Here is a 14,152-nt window from a genome sequence, read left to right on the forward strand (position 1 = left end):
CACACTGACAACCATTTGGGAATCCCCCGATTCAAGTTTTCGGCGGGATGCTTTAGGCAAAACTACTACAGCGTCAGTTACAAATTCGAATATCAGGGGAGCGAGATCAAAGCTGACGATATCCGCGTGTCTGTTCCGGTGGGACGAAAACTTGCAGCTCAACGCAAGCAACAACGCAACACGCCGATCGACATCTACTACTTGCCGTCTCGACCTGAACTTACCCTTCCATCCATTGCTGTCGATACCTTCGATTTCGTGAACCTGAAGCTGATATTGGCCCTCGGCATGATCCTCGCACCCTTTGGGGAATGGGTGTTTTCCAGAAAATCCTGAAAGGAGTCTTCTGCCGAAAAGAAGCTGTCAGTAGATGAGGCTGTGACCCAGCCCCCTCTGATCTGGGCCGTTCTCCGTTGACGCTGCGGGCCATAGTAGTTGCGCAACGTGCTCGCCCACAGCGCCACGCCGATCGTTCCGGGTGTATGAGCATCGGCTCTTGCCTTGGCTTCGTAGTGTACGGCAGTGGCTTGTCATCTGGTTCTCAGCCTGTCCCGAGACACAGCACAAGAGAGGGTTCACTTGATCGCGCAAACCTCGGCTGCTTAGAATGAGAGACCAAAACCGCAGATGCTCCATATGCCTGTTCCGGAGCGGCAATCGGCACGCGCGGATGTTCGGAAAGGGTGAGCGTCATGTATCGATTGCGTCTGTATTCTGTCCGCCAAGCGCGTGCGTTTGAATGGATCTACAAGCGTGTCGAAGCTGTCATGGTTGCCCTGGATCCGGTGTTCCGGCGGCTCGGCTACAACCGGGTCGAACGACCGGTTGCCTTTGTCGAAAAGTGCGTCAAGACGCTGCTCTTTGATTGCAGGATGTGCGGCCAGTGTGTTCTGTCTTCGACTGGAATGTCCTGTCCGATGAATTGCCCCAAACAGCTGCGCAATGGCCCCTGCGGCGGCGTCAGGCCGGGCGGGTTTTGCGAGGTGAAGCCTGATATGAAATGCGTATGGGCTCTTGCCTGGGACGGAGCCAGCCGGATGCGCGAGGGCGCCGACAGGATCAATGAAGTGCTGCCCCCGGTCGAGCACGGGTTGACTGGGTCTTCGTCCTGGTTGCGGGTCAGCCGCGAAATCGCCGCCGCTCGTCGCACTGCCAAGGACGCCGCGAGACAGACCCTGGCAGAGGCGTTTTCCGGCGCGCGTGCCGCAGAACCGGCCGCGGCCCCCCTTGCGGAAGAGCCTGAAAAGGCCGTCAAACGGAATTCAGGCGTATGAGTGCCGCCGACGCCGGCAGCGACGCCGCCCTCGGGTATGTGCCCGTTCCCGACGGCTTCGTATCGCACAGCAGGCTGGAGCGGGTCCTGAAATCCGGACGATTTGCGGTCACTGCCGAGCTGAACCCCCCGGACAGCGCCGATCCCGAAGATGTGTATCAGGCCGCGCAGCCGCTTGGAGAAGTCGCCGATGCCATCAATGCAACCGATGCGTCGGGTGCCAATTGCCATATGTCGTCGATCGGTATCTGCGCGCTTTTGACCCGTGCCGGATATTCTCCGGTGTATCAGATTTCCTGTCGCGACCGGAACAGGATCGCAATTCAGGGGGATGTGCTCGGGGCGGCGGCGCTCGGTGTCAGCAACGTCCTGTGCCTTACCGGCGACGGGGTCGGTGTGGGAGATCAGCCGGGGGCAAAGCCGGTTTTCGATTTCGACTCGCTCACACTTCTTCGCACCATTCGCACGATGCGGGACCAGGGCAAATTCCTGTCGGGGCGAAAGATCGCGCGGCCTCCGCAATTGTTTCTGGGGGCCGCCGAAAACCCCTGCATCCCGCCATACGAATGGCGTCCCGACAGGCTGGCGAAAAAGATCAGAGCCGGCGCAGAGTTCATCCAGACAAATTACATCTTCGACATTCCGCTGTTCGAGAATTTCATGGCCCGGGCGCGCGACCTGGGTCTGGACGGGCGCGCTTACATCATAGCTGGCGTTGGACCACTTGCATCCCCGCGCGCAGCACGCTGGATGCGCAGCAACGTCCCCGGCATTCACATCCCGGACCCCATCATCCACCGAATGGAACAGGCGGAAAACCCGTCAGATGAGGGCAAGAAAATTTGCATCGAGCTCATTCAGCAAATCCGCGAGATTGCGGGCGTGTCGGGTGTCCACGTCATGGCATATCGGCGGGAACACCTTGTTTCGGATATTATCCTGGAATCGGGCGTGTTGCGCGGGCGCGGTCAAATCCGCACTGGCAAATAGCAAGGTGGCCGTCCCATAATTTGCGCGACGTAAGTGTGGCGACGATCACCTCTCACGCCGCACTCGATATCGCAGGCGAAGCACGCGATCAAACAATGTCCCTGTAGCGGTTCGTGGGTCGTGATTGGAGCAGTTCCAGGGTCGTTTTCTTGCGGCTGCCTTGAGCTATCTACGGCAGGTTAAGTTGACCAAATGAAGGTTTGGAAATTTGCGAGCTGCACGATTTGCCAGTCCGGTGAAGCTGCGCTGAGGCTATCTTGGCTCTTTCGGCCGCATCCGTTCCAGTTCGGGAGTGATGGGGATGAATTCCTCGGTATCGCCGGGCGGCAACGTGAACATGCCGTTTTCCCAATCCGCCGACTTCCACGCCTCTTTTGCCGTCTCGATCCGGTCTTTTGATGATGAGACGAAATTCCACCAGATATAGCGATGTTCGTTCAGCGTCGCTCCGCCAAGTGCCATCAGCCGGGCGCCTTGCGTGCCAGCCGTGACGGAGATGCGGTCGCCAGGGCGAAACACCATCATCCGGCCAGCCTCGAACGTGTTGCCGGCGACGTCGATTGACCCCTCGGTGACATAAATGCCGCGATCCTCATGATCGTCGGGCAGCGGGAAAGCCGCGCCAGGGGCAAGCGTCACGTCCAGATAGAAGGTCTCGGAGGGCATTGTCACCGGGCTTTGCTGCCCATAGGCGGTGCCGAGGATCAGCCTTGCCTGTGTTCCATCATCCTCAATGAAGGGAAGCACGCCTTGTTTGTGATGTTCGAAGTCGGGGGCCATCTCCTCCTGATCCTCGGGCAGGGCAATCCAGGTCTGAATGCCAAACAGGCGGTGACGGGATGCGCGTGTTTCGGCGCTGGTCCGTTCGGAATGGGTAACGCCGCGCCCGGCGATCATCCAGTTCACTTCGCCGGGATAGATCATCTGGTGCGTGCCCAGACTGTCGCGGTGCTCAAACTCGCCCTTATACAGGTAGGTGACCGTGCCCAGCCCAATATGAGGGTGCGGCCGCACGTCGATGCCGCCATCGGTGATGAATTCAGCCGGACCCATCTGATCAAAGAAAATGAACGGGCCGACCATCTGCCGTTTGGGCGAGGGCAGGGCGCGGCGCACCTCGAACCCGCCCAGATCGCGCGCGCGGGGAATGATCAGGGTTTCGAGCGGGTCGCAGCCAGTCTGAGGGCATTCCGGCGTGTGGGTCGGGTTCCAGCTCATCGGCTTTTCCTTTCGCGTCTCAGGAATTCAGGTCGGTCGAGATTATCCGGTGCACGATAGTGGCGAAGCATTGCTTAGCTGCCGTGGGTCCAGCACTTTCAGGTTGGCAGCGTCAGGCGCCTCCCTCCCACCATATTTGGATTTCAGTTCTTATAAAGTGCCCCGGCCAGGGCCGAGCTTGCGGCACACCGCCGCTGTTGGCATCTCGGCTTCGTGTTCCTTGATCAACCCAATGGTCGGGCTTCCCATTCATCTGCACCTTCGAGGTGGAGCAGGCTCCATATAGTTGTGGGGGAGGGACGTCGTGAGCGCTGATTACCTTAAGGGCCGCCAAAATATGGCACCGTGTATTCCCGAACTGCAGAGCGGCTTGAGGTGCCCTACAACCCGGGCACGGTGAACTCGATCCGCCGGTTCTTCCAGCGACCTTTGCGCGTGTTGTTATCTGCAATCGGTCGTGCCTCGCCATATCCTTTGACTCTCAATCTCTCCGACGGGATGCCTCGGACTGCCAAGTATGTGACAACCGCCGCCGCTCTCCGATCTGAAAGTTCCAGGTTGAATTCATCCGAACCGCGGTTGTCGGTGTGCCCTTCGACCAGCACATCCAACCCATCGCATTGATGGATCGTGTCGGCGATTGCATCCAGCAACGGGAAGGATTTGCTCTCAAGCTCTGCCGATCCGGAGGTGAAATAGACCTGATCCGTTCCTGCTATTGTGGCGATCCTCTTTGCGCACGCCTCCAGCGAAATCTCACCGGCGCTTCCAGCCGGTCGAGCCGTTTCCGCACTGAACAGAAGTTCAAACTCGATATCTGTGCGGGGCACAATCTTGAGGCCTGTCGAACCTTCCAGCTTCTCCAGTCCTGCAAGCAAATTGAAATCTGACAGATCGAGCTGAATTGGTTCGACGGTCGAAACGGAAACGATGTCATCCGCGAGAAGCGTAACATCAAGTTCGGTGTCTATCCGGCCTTTACGATCGTTTAGTTCCAAGATGACCGGCAAGGTGATTGCCACGCTGCGCCGCTCTTTAAGCCTGGTAAGAGCAACCGGGTCGATTTGAGCTGTGATCTGTGCCGATGGTCGGCGAAAGCTCTCAAACAATAAAAACCGCAGGCGGGCGTCCCACAAGTCATCACCGGTTGCAACGCTGTCCAGCGAGACAGAAAGCGTCGCCGAGCCATCTTTCGCGATCATCCCGTCAATGGCTTGGAACGAGCCTACCTCTGTGGCACCTCCCAGAACGCTGGTGGCAAAGGTCAGGGAGTAAGCCCCTTCGTGCAACGTCCAGGACTCCTTGAACGAGGACGCCAGCACTGGGTTGGCTCCAAACGCAAGACATGCGGCAAGCAAGGTTGAGCACTTGGTCATAACATTTTCCCACAAGGCGTGAATAAACACCGCTGTTGAACCGTTGTATTGCAAGAGGGTGTTTTCCCAGTGTTGCTGTTTGAATGTGAAACACGCCTAGGCAGGAATTTATTCAGATTAGTGTTAGGAGAGGCGGGATGAATTCCATGATGGCGAAGATAAGAACTCTCCTGACCGTTGTCGCAACACTTTGGGCGGGTAGCTCGCTGGCGCAGGAGCTTCCAGCGCGCATCGCTCTGGTCGTCGGTAATGCGGCCTATGAGAACGTTACGGCGTTGGACAACCCCGTTAATGATGCCCGGCTGATCGGTGATGTGCTTGAAACAGCGGGCTTTAAAGTGTCCTTCCTGATCGACGCAACGCAGGCGGAACTGAACACGGCCATCGTGAAATTCGGGCGCGATCTGCGCGAGCTCGGACCCGACACCGTAGGTCTCTTCTATTACGCCGGTCACGGGGTGCAATCTCTGGGCAAGAACTATCTTTTGCCGGTCGACGCCACACTGAGTGATGCGGCTGAGCTGGACTTGGTGGGTATCGAGGCTGACGTGATACTGCGCCAGATGGGATCGGCCCAAAACGAGACCAATATCGTGATCCTTGACGCTTGCCGGAACAATCCGTTTGCGGCCTTGGAGGGTCTGGAACAGGATGGGCTTGCCGAAATGAAAGCCTCGCCCGGAACATTTCTGTCCTATTCCACGGGTCCCGGGGACGTGGCGCTTGACGGGCTCGGACGGCATAGTCCCTTTAGCAAAGCGCTGGCACAGGCGATGCAGGTGCCGGGTGTGCCAATTGAACAAACCTTCAAGTCCGTACGAATTGACGTGGTCGATGAAACTCGCGGCATACAGACGCCGTGGGATACGTCGCTTCTGACCACCGATTTTGTTTTCTTTGAAGACCCAGCGCTTGTCCTGGTGATGGAAGAAGAAAGCGAAGAGTGGCAACTGGTCAATGGGAGCAGCGATCTGATCGCGCTCTCTCGCTTTTTGCGGGCACACCCAAAAGGGCGTTTTGCGCTGGAAGCGCGGGAACAGTTGCGGGCAAACTTGGACAAGGCGGCGCAGCGGGTGAACGAAACAGCCACCCCTGTTTTGCGTAAGGTTGGTGAAGCATCCGAAGTGTCCGATCAGCTGCTTTTCGAGGCAGCGCTGGCGTCCGGTCACCTGGCGGATTACGAGGCCTATCTACAGGCTTTCCCTGAAGGAACTTACGCAGAGTTGGCGCGTCTGGAAGTTGCTGCTCGCGAGACAAATTAGGTTGGTGCGAAGCACAAACGGATTGGCTGTACGCTCGCCCTTGGCAAGGACGCCTCTGGCAGCTTGGCGATCAATCCTTGTCGGTGACCTTAAACCATACGGGAAGGTCTGCTTTACGCCAGCGTGGTACTCGAACGCCCGGTTTGTGTAAGTGGAGCTCCGAGTTATTGGGTCAGATTGAAGTCCGATCTGTTCCGAATTTCGAATGAGTTTGTCCCGAGCCGTCCCATATCCATCTTTGGATGGATTGCGAGGGAAGCCGGTCGTTCGTAAGCTACCGCTAGATCCGCGACGCCGCGATGAGGGCCACTCGGGACAGGAGGTTCAATCGCACCAGAATTGCATGCACATGGTCCTTCACTGTCGCGATAGAAATCCCAAGCTGGGATGCAATCTGACGGTTGGAGAGGCCATCAATGACGAGTAAAGCCACCTGCGTTTGGCGCGCAGTCAATGGCGCTAAGATATCGGCAGCCGCCGTCTTTTCCACCGAGACGACCGGTACGCCGACCACACCGCTCGCGGCCACGTCCAATCGCACCCGCACACCCGGCTGTGCAATCTCAATTAATGGCCCCAAAACGTCGGCAGGCATTGCGCAGGGCGTCTTGTCGATCGCAGTCACCGCCCGCTTCAGCGCACCCAGCGTTTTCTGGTCCAGTTCCAACTTAAGGACACTCCCATGAACAGCATGCCTTTAGAGATCATCAACTTCTTCCTTGCAATGCAAGCCGGACCGCACGGGATTGACAGGCTCGCCGCTTTCTTCGCGCCCGATGCCAGTTATTCTGAACCCTTCTCAGGACAAACCGACCCTCATCAGGGTCGCGACGCCATCGTTGCTGCGTTCACCGCGAGCCGGAGTGACGAATTTGATGATGCGGTGATCCAACTGGGCGCGGTCGAGATTGATGGAGAGACCATCACCGTTAAATGGAACTGTATCTCGCAAGCCATTCCTGGGGGCCAGGGAAGCGGCACGAACGTCTTCACTCTGAAAGACGGGCTGATCACCAAGCTGGTCACCACCCTTGATATGGGAGAGCCGCCATGAGCAGCGCCGACGTTGATGCTTGGTTTGCATCCTATGACAACCCGATGAAACCCGTCGTTGCAGAAATGCGAAAGATAATCATGAACGCAGATTCTCGGATTGGCGAGTGCATCAAATGGCAGGCGCCAACCTTCACTTACAAGGGCAATATGGCCAGTTTCTTTCCAAAGTCCAAGAAACACGCGTCGCTAATGTTCCACAAGGGCGCAACCATCGAGGGGGATTTCCCGAACCTGGAAGGTGACGGAAAAGAAGCACGCAGCTTCAAGGTAAAAGGGCTGGACGATCTCGCAACCAAATCTACCGAACTCCAAGCTATTTGCGTTGCCTGGTGCGACCAACAGGACGAGCGCTGAAGAGGGCGCCGTCGCATTTTCCCCCTAGGTCTGAGTTAACACGTAACGCGCATGTTTTCTCGGACTTCGACGGGGGCGTCCTGTGACAACTTCAGTCCAGGCGCGCACCCTACAAAGGAACGATCCTGCGTGCGGGTTTCTTCAATCTCGGTTAGGGTTTGTCATATTGCGATTTATAAGAAATTCTGGCGGAATGTGGCGTTTCATTGATCGTGAAGCTGTTAACCGTTGGATCGTCAAATACGCGCAACCGGGTTACAGATACGGCTCGTTGGGTCAGAAGACTTAGGGAAGAACCTTGCAGGTTGTCGACACCAGACTGATCTCACCGAGGGCTGCGATCCAACCGGAGGAGTCCAGAACGAACCGCTCTCCAAAGTGCGAGGGCAGGTCAAACGCAAAAGACTTCTGGCTCATGAAACAGGGCGGAGCAAGCAATGCCGAAACCACTTGACGGGATCCGAGTTCTCGACCTGACAAACGTTCTGGCGGGGCCCTTTTGCTGCCATCACTTGGCGCATCTGGGGGCCGAAGTGGTCAAGGTCGAGGCTGTGGGCCGGGGCGATCTGGCGCGTCAGCTTGGGGCCGATCCCGATCTGAACGCCAAGGGAATGGGGGTGTCCTTCCTCGCTCAGAATGCGGGAAAGAAATCTACGACCGTCAACCTCAAGCATCCGAAGGGCAAGGCACTGTTCCTCAAGCTTGTCGAAACGGCCGATGTCGTGGTCGAAAACTTCCGCCCCGGCGTGATGGATCGTCTTGGCGTAGGGTATGAAGTCCTGAAGGGCCTGAATCCGCAACTGGTCTATTGTGCGATTTCAGGGTTTGGGCAAGACGGGCCGTGGGTTCACCGTCCGGCCTATGATCAGATCATACAAGGCGCGTCCGGTATAATGTCGATTACCGGCGACGGTGAAAGCGCCCCGTTGCGCGTCGGATATCCGTTGGCCGATACGGTCGGTGGTGTCACGGCGGCCTTCGCCATTGCGGCCGCTCTGAACGGAAAACCACGCGGCAGTATTATTGACGTGTCCATGCTGGAATCCGTTCTGGCTACCATGGGGTGGGTTGTGTCGAACTACCTGATTGCCGGGGTAGAGCCCACCGCGCAAGGAAATGAAAACCCGACCTCTGCTCCGTCCGGCGCGTTCGAGGCGCTCGGCGGCTTGATCAACATCGCGGCCAACAAAGATGAGCAATGGGTTCTTCTGACCGACCATCTGGGGCTGGCTGCGTTGCGGGACAGACCAGAATACGCCACCCGCGAAGACCGCAAGCGCAATCGTCTGGCCCTAAAGGCAGAGCTTGAGGACGTCCTGAAAACGCGCCCCGCGCGAGATTGGGCGAAGGAATTGAACCGTATCGGCGTGCCGTCTGGCGCGGTACTGACGGTGCCGGAGGTGCTGGAAATGCCCCAAGTTGCGGAGCGCGGGTTTCTGAACAGCTATTCGGACGTCCCCGGTGTTGGCCGAGATATCTGGGTCGCAACGACTGGGATTAAACTGGATGGCGCATCGCCAACCGTCGACACACCGCCACCTGTCCTTGGCGAGCACAATGACATGATTTGGACCGAACTGGGGCTGTCCTTGGAAGAACTGGACGAACTCAAAAAGGATGGTGTGATATGAGTGGAGTACACAGCGTCGTATCGCATTGGCACATTGCGGTGCCGTCGGGAGGAGGCATACACGCCTTCAGTAAAGTGGGGTGTGTCGAGGACCAACACTCAAATGCCCAGCCAGCCTGAGTTAATCATTGTTTGCGCTAACATATTCGGTATAAGTGCACTGACGTACCAAAACGCCCGTTGACCGACTTTGCGGAAAGGATGCCGCCATGATCCTGTGTTGCGGTGAAGCACTGATCGACATGATCCCCGAAGAAACCCTTTCTGGTGTTCAGGGGTTCGTTCCTCATTCCGGAGGCGCGGTCTTCAACACCGCAATTGCGCTGGGGCGGCTCGGCGCCTCTGCCGGTATGCTGACCGGTCTATCCACGGACATGTTCGGAGCGCAGCTAGCCAACGCCCTGAAAGACAGCCATGTCGATGCTTCGCATGTCATTTTCTCGGATCGCCCCACGACACTTGCATTCGTACAGCTTAAAGATGGGCATGCGAGTTACACCTTCGTTGACGAAAACTCTGCTGGTCGAATGCTGACCCCTCAAGACATGCCCCAGCAACTTCCGGATGCGACGGTCCTCTACTTCGGCGGAATTAGTCTGGCGGTTGAGCCGGGCGCGGACGCATACGCCGCGTTGCTGGACCGTCACGGTGCCGAGTGCGCTGTAATGCTGGACCCGAACATTCGCCCCGGCTTCATCAAGGATCAGTCCCGCTTCCGTAAAAGGCTGAACCACATGATCGCACAGGCAGATATCGTAAAGGTCTCGGACGAGGATCTGGACTGGATTGTGCCGGGTTCGCAAGGCTTGAACGAAAAGGCCTCACAAGTGCTGGGTTCCGGGCCGGTGGTTGTCATCGTGACACGCGGCGGGGACGGCGCAAGCGGGTATCTGTCCGATGGGACCGAAGTATCGGTGCCGGTCAAAAGGGTGCAGGTTGTGGACACAGTCGGAGCGGGCGACACGTTCAATGCCGGTGTTCTGGCAGAGCTCCAGCGATCCGGCAGCTTGACCAAAGCGGGTCTGCGCAATCTGCCCGCCGACACCCTCAGATCCGCGCTCTCCTTCGGTACCGAGGTGGCGGCCATCACCGTTTCACGCGCGGGTGCAAACCCACCTTGGGCACACGAACTCTGACTACCTTGCAGACCTCTGAGCATCACCGGATGCTTCGAAACCAGCCGCTGACAAGCGCGATGGCTTAGTTCTCAAATGGGTTGTCCAAAGTCACCCGAAACCGGTGTGTTCAATTGAAGGCGGATGGCGCCATCCTGGATTTGTGGCCTCCATCGGGTTGAGAATTTTGCGAGTTCATTAATTGCTTGGTCCGAGCCGAACACAACGCAAGCCATGGCGCCACGACTGCAAGACGTTGTCAGGTCATGACGTCCGGCGCCTGCCGATCACAAATCTCGGGAAGCCTGGTTATGTGCGCCATTGCTTCGGCGATGCCCTGCAAGGCAGTTTGCGTTTCCATGTCCAAATCGCCGTCCTTGGGGATGAAGCGCTCAAGGTAAACACGGATCGTCGCATTATCGGTCCCGGTTCCCGACAGACGTACCACGCCGCGACTTCCGTCTTCGAACTGCACCCGGATCCCCTGGTTTTCGCTGACCGACCCATCCACCGGATCGTGGTATGAGAATTGGTCGGCCGATGCGACGACATAGACCCCTGCGGCAGCACCGGGAAGATCGGGCAGCCGTTCAATCAGTTCCGCCATCATCTGCGCTGCCTTTGCGCTGTCCACGGCTTCGTAGTCGTGCCGCGAGTAATAATTTCGTCCATATGTGCGCCAGTGATCCTGCATGATCTCATGAACCGAGGTTTTCCGCACGGCAAGAATGTTAAGCCACAACAAAACCGCCCAGAGACCATCCTTTTCACGAACATGATCCGAGCCGGTACCGGCGCTTTCCTCACCACACAGCGTTATGCGCCCCACGTCGAGCAGGTTGCCGAAAAACTTCCAGCCGGTTGGAGTTTCAAAGCACTCGATGCTCAGCGCATCGGCCACACGATCCACGGCTGTGCTTGTGGGCATGGATCGCGCCACCCCGGCGAGACCGTTATCATACCCCGGAGCGAGATGGGCATTGGCCGCAAGGACCGCGAGGCTATCGGACGGTGTTACGTATATGCTCCGCCCGAGGATCATGTTGCGGTCGCCGTCGCCATCCGAGGCGGCGGCAAAGTCCGGGGCGGCGGACGACATCACCAAATCCACCAGCGGCTTTGCCCATATCGGGTTCGGGTCGGGGTGCCCTTTACCGAAATCGACCGATGGCACCGCATTGATCACCGATCCTTCGGGGGCTCCCAGCTCATCCTCAAGGATCGCTTTCGCGTAGGGGCCAGTTACCGCGTGCATGGCATCGAAGCGAAGTGTGAAACCCTCGGAAATAAGCGTCCTGATCCGGTCGAAATCAAAGAGCTGCCGCATCAATGCGGCGTAATCCGCCACCGGATCAACAATCTCAACGACCATGCCGTTCAGTTGTGAGACGCCGATTTGCGCCAGGTCGATGTCATCGGTGTCGAGCGTCTGGTATTCGGCAATGCGTTGGGTTTCGGCATACAGCTTTTCCGTCAGACCTTCCGGCGCGGGACCGCCATTGGCGGTGTTGTACTTCAGGCCGAAATCGGCATCCAATCCTCCGGGATTGTGACTTGCCGACAGGATGAGCCCGCCATCGGCGCCACGCTGACGAATGAGGTTCGAGGCAGCAGGTGTCGACAACAGCCCATCCTGGCCGACAATGACACGGGACGCGCCGTTGGCGGCGGCCATGCGAAGGATGGTCTGGATCGCCTCTGCATTGAAGAAACGCCCGTCCCCTCCCACAACGAAGGTCTTGCCGGACGCCCCGACGATCGCGTTGAAGATAGATTGCACGAAGGCTTCCAGATAACCGGGTTCCATAAAGACCCGTGTCTTCTTTCGCAGTCCAGAGGTTCCCGGCTTTTGTCCCGGGAAAGGCGTGCACGAGTGAGTCACGTTAGGCATGTGTCTGGTTCCCTGTTGATATCAACCGCAGGAGTTCCCCGGGTTGGCGCCATAAGCGCGCCTGTTTCAGCAATAGCAGGTGAAGTGGCGAAGTCTTCGACGGCAACCGGCAGCCGTCGCCGCCAGTTTGGATGTTCGTTGATGGTGCCCGGCAGGTTCTGCGAGTCCTCGCAGCCAAAAACGTCGTCCAACTGCACTGTCGCCAGAGCCGCAGGACTCTGGGCGAGGCCAGTGTGGATTGCTTTGCGAATATCGCCCTGGGTCGCGCTGGGCGGCACGTTACAATGTTGCCGCAGACTGTTGCGCTGCTGTGCGCGGCTCCCATGGTTCGCTTCGGCCTGTTCCGCCGTCAGCCAGCCAAGCTTGCGCCACCATTCGATGTCGCGCCCGCGCCAAAAACCATGGATCGTGGGTGTGTCGTGGGTGCCGAAACAAGTCATGCTGAACGGCCGCATGTGCTGGGCAGGTGGCAATCCGTCGCCTTCCGTTTCGTACTGCCACACTGCGTAGCTATAGAGGCCCGAGTTGTTCAGCCGCTCGCGGAAGCCCGGCGGCACAAGGCCCAGATCCTCACCCACGACCAGGCAACGGTTGCGCCAGGCCTCGATGGCTACCACGGCAAGAAGCGAGTCGAATGGCTGTTTGACATAGCCACCGGGGCTGCCGTCATCCGGCACCCAGAAGCTGCGCATAAGGCCGAGCACATGGTCGATCCTGACAATGCCCGCCCTTGCCATCAGCTTGCTCAGCAGCGATCGGATCGGCTCATACCGGTTTTGGCTGAGCTTGTTGGGCGCGTAAGCGGCGAGGGTCCAGGATTGTCCGCCCGGGCTCAAGTGGTCGGGCGGGGCGCCGATCGAAACACCATGCGCAACGATGTCCTGGTGCATCCAGACTTCTGCGCCGCCCGGTCGCGCACCCACCGCGAGATCGAGATATAGCCCGAGTGCCATGCCGCCCTCGCGCGCGGCCTTCTGTGCGCTCTCGATTTGCGTTTTCGCCTGCCATTGCAGCCATTTGTGAAACATACCCCGGGGACCGGCCTTGGGGCCGCTGGGATTCCTGAGATGCGCGGGCCAATCCCGGAAGTCACTGCCGTGGCGTTCGCTGGTGGTTTCGAAGCTGGCAAACTGAGTAAGCTCAGCCCCCTCCCTTTCGCAGAAAGACCGAAAAGCGCTCGTTGATATTGGCGCCGCACCTCGCTCGAACCGTTCATACTCTGCTTCAAGCGCCATGCGATGACGCGCACGAAAGCCTACGTAGTCGACCAGTGTGTCCACGGGGGTAGGGCCAAGCCCGCCTTCGGCAGCGATGTGGTCGATATTGAGGAAGCCGCGATGGCTCGGTGAGTAGGGGCTGATCGTGTCATTTGCTGCCCAACCAAGGGCGTGGATCGGGTTGATGCCAAAAAACAGCGCGCCGGATTGACCCAGCACTCCCATGGCAGACGCGAGATCGGAGTAATTCCCCAGCCCGCCATTCGAGGCCGAGCGCAGCGCATAGAGTGCACCCGACACCCCCCAACCTGTTCGGGTTCCGGTAAGTGCGGCGATGTCCGGAGTCGCTTCGGGACGGCTTAAGATGAACACTTCCTCGGACCAATCGGCGCTTTCGACCACCAACGTGAAATATCCGACCGGCAGCGCTTGCAGGGTGATCTCGGTTTCGCCTCGGCCTGCCTGCACCTCGTTGCCCTCAGCGTCGAGGACATGCCATTCGCAGGCAGAAGGTGCCGCTATTTCTACTGATGCGCCAGCCAGTGCCACATGTTCGTGCGGCAAATGCCTTGCCGACACGGCGGCCCTATGCGCGCGCAGCGCATCTGAGACTGCGGCGTCGGAGTGGGCTTCGATACCCAGTGCGCTCAGCAACGCCCGAAGCGTCGGCGGTTCACAGACCTGACGATGTCCGCACCAGCCGTCATACTCCATTTGTATGCCCCATTCCTGCGCGAGGAGCCTGAGTTTATCGTCGGAATTCATCTTCA

13 protein-coding genes are annotated in these 14,152 nt (G+C 58.4%); 8 read left to right on the plus strand and 5 right to left on the minus strand.

Annotation, left to right across the window (positions count from 1 at the left end; all coding sequences use genetic code 11):
- From GOX53_RS20030 to GOX53_RS20040, 3 genes are all read left to right on the plus strand, one after another.
- The coding region (locus GOX53_RS20030) for a hypothetical protein (protein WP_171179505.1) at window positions 1–336 on the plus strand (336 nt) is incomplete at its 5' end.
- Window positions 337–692: 356 nt separating this feature from the next.
- Window positions 693–1,274 (plus strand): methylenetetrahydrofolate reductase C-terminal domain-containing protein, encoded by a 582-nt coding sequence (locus GOX53_RS20035; RefSeq protein ID WP_171179507.1) that lies wholly within the window; start codon window positions 693–695, stop codon window positions 1,272–1,274.
- Window positions 1,271–2,263 carry a methylenetetrahydrofolate reductase gene (locus GOX53_RS20040; RefSeq protein WP_171179509.1) on the plus strand — a complete coding sequence of 331 codons (993 nt, stop codon included), beginning with the start codon at window positions 1,271–1,273 and terminating at the stop codon, window positions 2,261–2,263. The genes GOX53_RS20035 and GOX53_RS20040 overlap by 4 nt, the downstream gene beginning before the upstream one ends.
- Before the next feature lie 252 nt (window positions 2,264–2,515).
- On the opposite strand, the gene GOX53_RS20045 is transcribed toward GOX53_RS20040, so the two are convergent.
- Together GOX53_RS20045 and GOX53_RS20050 are read right to left on the minus strand one after the other, a co-directional pair.
- Window positions 2,516–3,481 (minus strand): pirin family protein, encoded by a 966-nt coding sequence (locus GOX53_RS20045; protein WP_171179511.1) that lies wholly within the window; start codon window positions 3,479–3,481, stop codon window positions 2,516–2,518.
- Between the two features lie 380 nt (window positions 3,482–3,861).
- A complete protein-coding gene (locus tag GOX53_RS20050) occupies window positions 3,862–4,911 on the minus strand; it encodes an OmpA family protein (protein ID WP_171179513.1) in 1,050 nt (349 codons plus the stop codon).
- Window positions 4,912–4,994: 83 nt separating this feature from the next.
- On the opposite strand from GOX53_RS20050, the gene GOX53_RS20055 reads away from it, so the two are divergent.
- Window positions 4,995–6,119 (plus strand): caspase family protein, encoded by a 1,125-nt coding sequence (locus tag GOX53_RS20055; protein ID WP_171179515.1) that lies wholly within the window; start codon window positions 4,995–4,997, stop codon window positions 6,117–6,119.
- Between the two features lie 280 nt (window positions 6,120–6,399).
- Here the strand turns inward: GOX53_RS20055 and GOX53_RS20060 are convergent, their stop codons facing one another.
- Complete coding sequence (locus GOX53_RS20060; RefSeq protein WP_217351858.1) at window positions 6,400–6,786, minus strand: helix-turn-helix transcriptional regulator; 387 nt, start codon at window positions 6,784–6,786, stop codon at window positions 6,400–6,402.
- 15 nt (window positions 6,787–6,801) lie between these two features.
- Here GOX53_RS20060 and GOX53_RS20065 point away from each other — a divergent pair, with 15 nt between their 5' ends.
- From GOX53_RS20065 to GOX53_RS20080, 4 genes are all read left to right on the plus strand, one after another.
- Window positions 6,802–7,173: a nuclear transport factor 2 family protein gene (locus GOX53_RS20065; RefSeq protein WP_171179517.1), complete on the plus strand. Its 372-nt coding sequence runs from the start codon at window positions 6,802–6,804 to the stop codon at window positions 7,171–7,173.
- Window positions 7,170–7,529, plus strand: coding sequence for a DUF1801 domain-containing protein (locus GOX53_RS20070; protein WP_171179519.1), 360 nt, complete (start codon window positions 7,170–7,172; stop codon window positions 7,527–7,529). The genes GOX53_RS20065 and GOX53_RS20070 overlap by 4 nt, the downstream gene beginning before the upstream one ends.
- A 437-nt stretch (window positions 7,530–7,966) precedes the next feature.
- The gene (locus GOX53_RS20075) at window positions 7,967–9,160 is read left to right on the plus strand and encodes a CaiB/BaiF CoA-transferase family protein (protein ID WP_171179521.1); all 1,194 of its coding nucleotides are present in this window, start codon (window positions 7,967–7,969) and stop codon (window positions 9,158–9,160) included.
- A gap of 208 nt (window positions 9,161–9,368) precedes the next feature.
- Window positions 9,369–10,295 carry a carbohydrate kinase gene (locus GOX53_RS20080; protein WP_171179523.1) on the plus strand — a complete coding sequence of 309 codons (927 nt, stop codon included), beginning with the start codon at window positions 9,369–9,371 and terminating at the stop codon, window positions 10,293–10,295.
- Window positions 10,296–10,533: 238 nt separating this feature from the next.
- Here the strand turns inward: GOX53_RS20080 and GOX53_RS20085 are convergent, their stop codons facing one another.
- Entirely contained in the window at window positions 10,534–12,165 is a 1,632-nt protein-coding gene (locus GOX53_RS20085) for an alpha-D-glucose phosphate-specific phosphoglucomutase (protein ID WP_171179525.1), read from the minus strand.
- A complete protein-coding gene (gene malQ, locus GOX53_RS20090; protein WP_217351859.1) occupies window positions 12,153–14,147 on the minus strand; it encodes a 4-alpha-glucanotransferase in 1,995 nt (664 codons plus the stop codon). Before malQ ends, GOX53_RS20085 begins: the two co-directional genes overlap by 13 nt.
- Window positions 14,148–14,152 lie beyond the last annotated feature (5 nt).

Source organism: Ruegeria sp. HKCCD8929 (genome assembly GCF_013031405.1).
Taxonomy (GTDB): Bacteria; Pseudomonadota; Alphaproteobacteria; order Rhodobacterales; family Rhodobacteraceae; genus Ruegeria.

Bases quoted from the DNA above. Each gene is read 5' to 3' on its own strand.
- GOX53_RS20035 (WP_171179507.1), top strand. From the start codon at position 693: ATGTATCGATTGCGTCTGTATTCTGTCCGCCAAGCGCGTGCGTTTGAA.
- GOX53_RS20040 (WP_171179509.1), top strand. From the start codon at position 1,271: ATGAGTGCCGCCGACGCCGGCAGCGACGCCGCCCTCGGGTATGTGCCC.
- GOX53_RS20045 (WP_171179511.1), bottom strand. From the start codon at position 3,481: ATGAGCTGGAACCCGACCCACACGCCGGAATGCCCTCAGACTGGCTGC.
- GOX53_RS20055 (WP_171179515.1), top strand. From the start codon at position 4,995: ATGAATTCCATGATGGCGAAGATAAGAACTCTCCTGACCGTTGTCGCA.
- GOX53_RS20065 (WP_171179517.1), top strand. From the start codon at position 6,802: ATGAACAGCATGCCTTTAGAGATCATCAACTTCTTCCTTGCAATGCAA.
- GOX53_RS20070 (WP_171179519.1), top strand. From the start codon at position 7,170: ATGAGCAGCGCCGACGTTGATGCTTGGTTTGCATCCTATGACAACCCG.
- GOX53_RS20075 (WP_171179521.1), top strand. From the start codon at position 7,967: ATGCCGAAACCACTTGACGGGATCCGAGTTCTCGACCTGACAAACGTT.
- GOX53_RS20080 (WP_171179523.1), top strand. From the start codon at position 9,369: ATGATCCTGTGTTGCGGTGAAGCACTGATCGACATGATCCCCGAAGAA.
- GOX53_RS20085 (WP_171179525.1), bottom strand. From the start codon at position 12,165: ATGCCTAACGTGACTCACTCGTGCACGCCTTTCCCGGGACAAAAGCCG.
- malQ (WP_217351859.1), bottom strand. From the start codon at position 14,147: ATGAATTCCGACGATAAACTCAGGCTCCTCGCGCAGGAATGGGGCATA.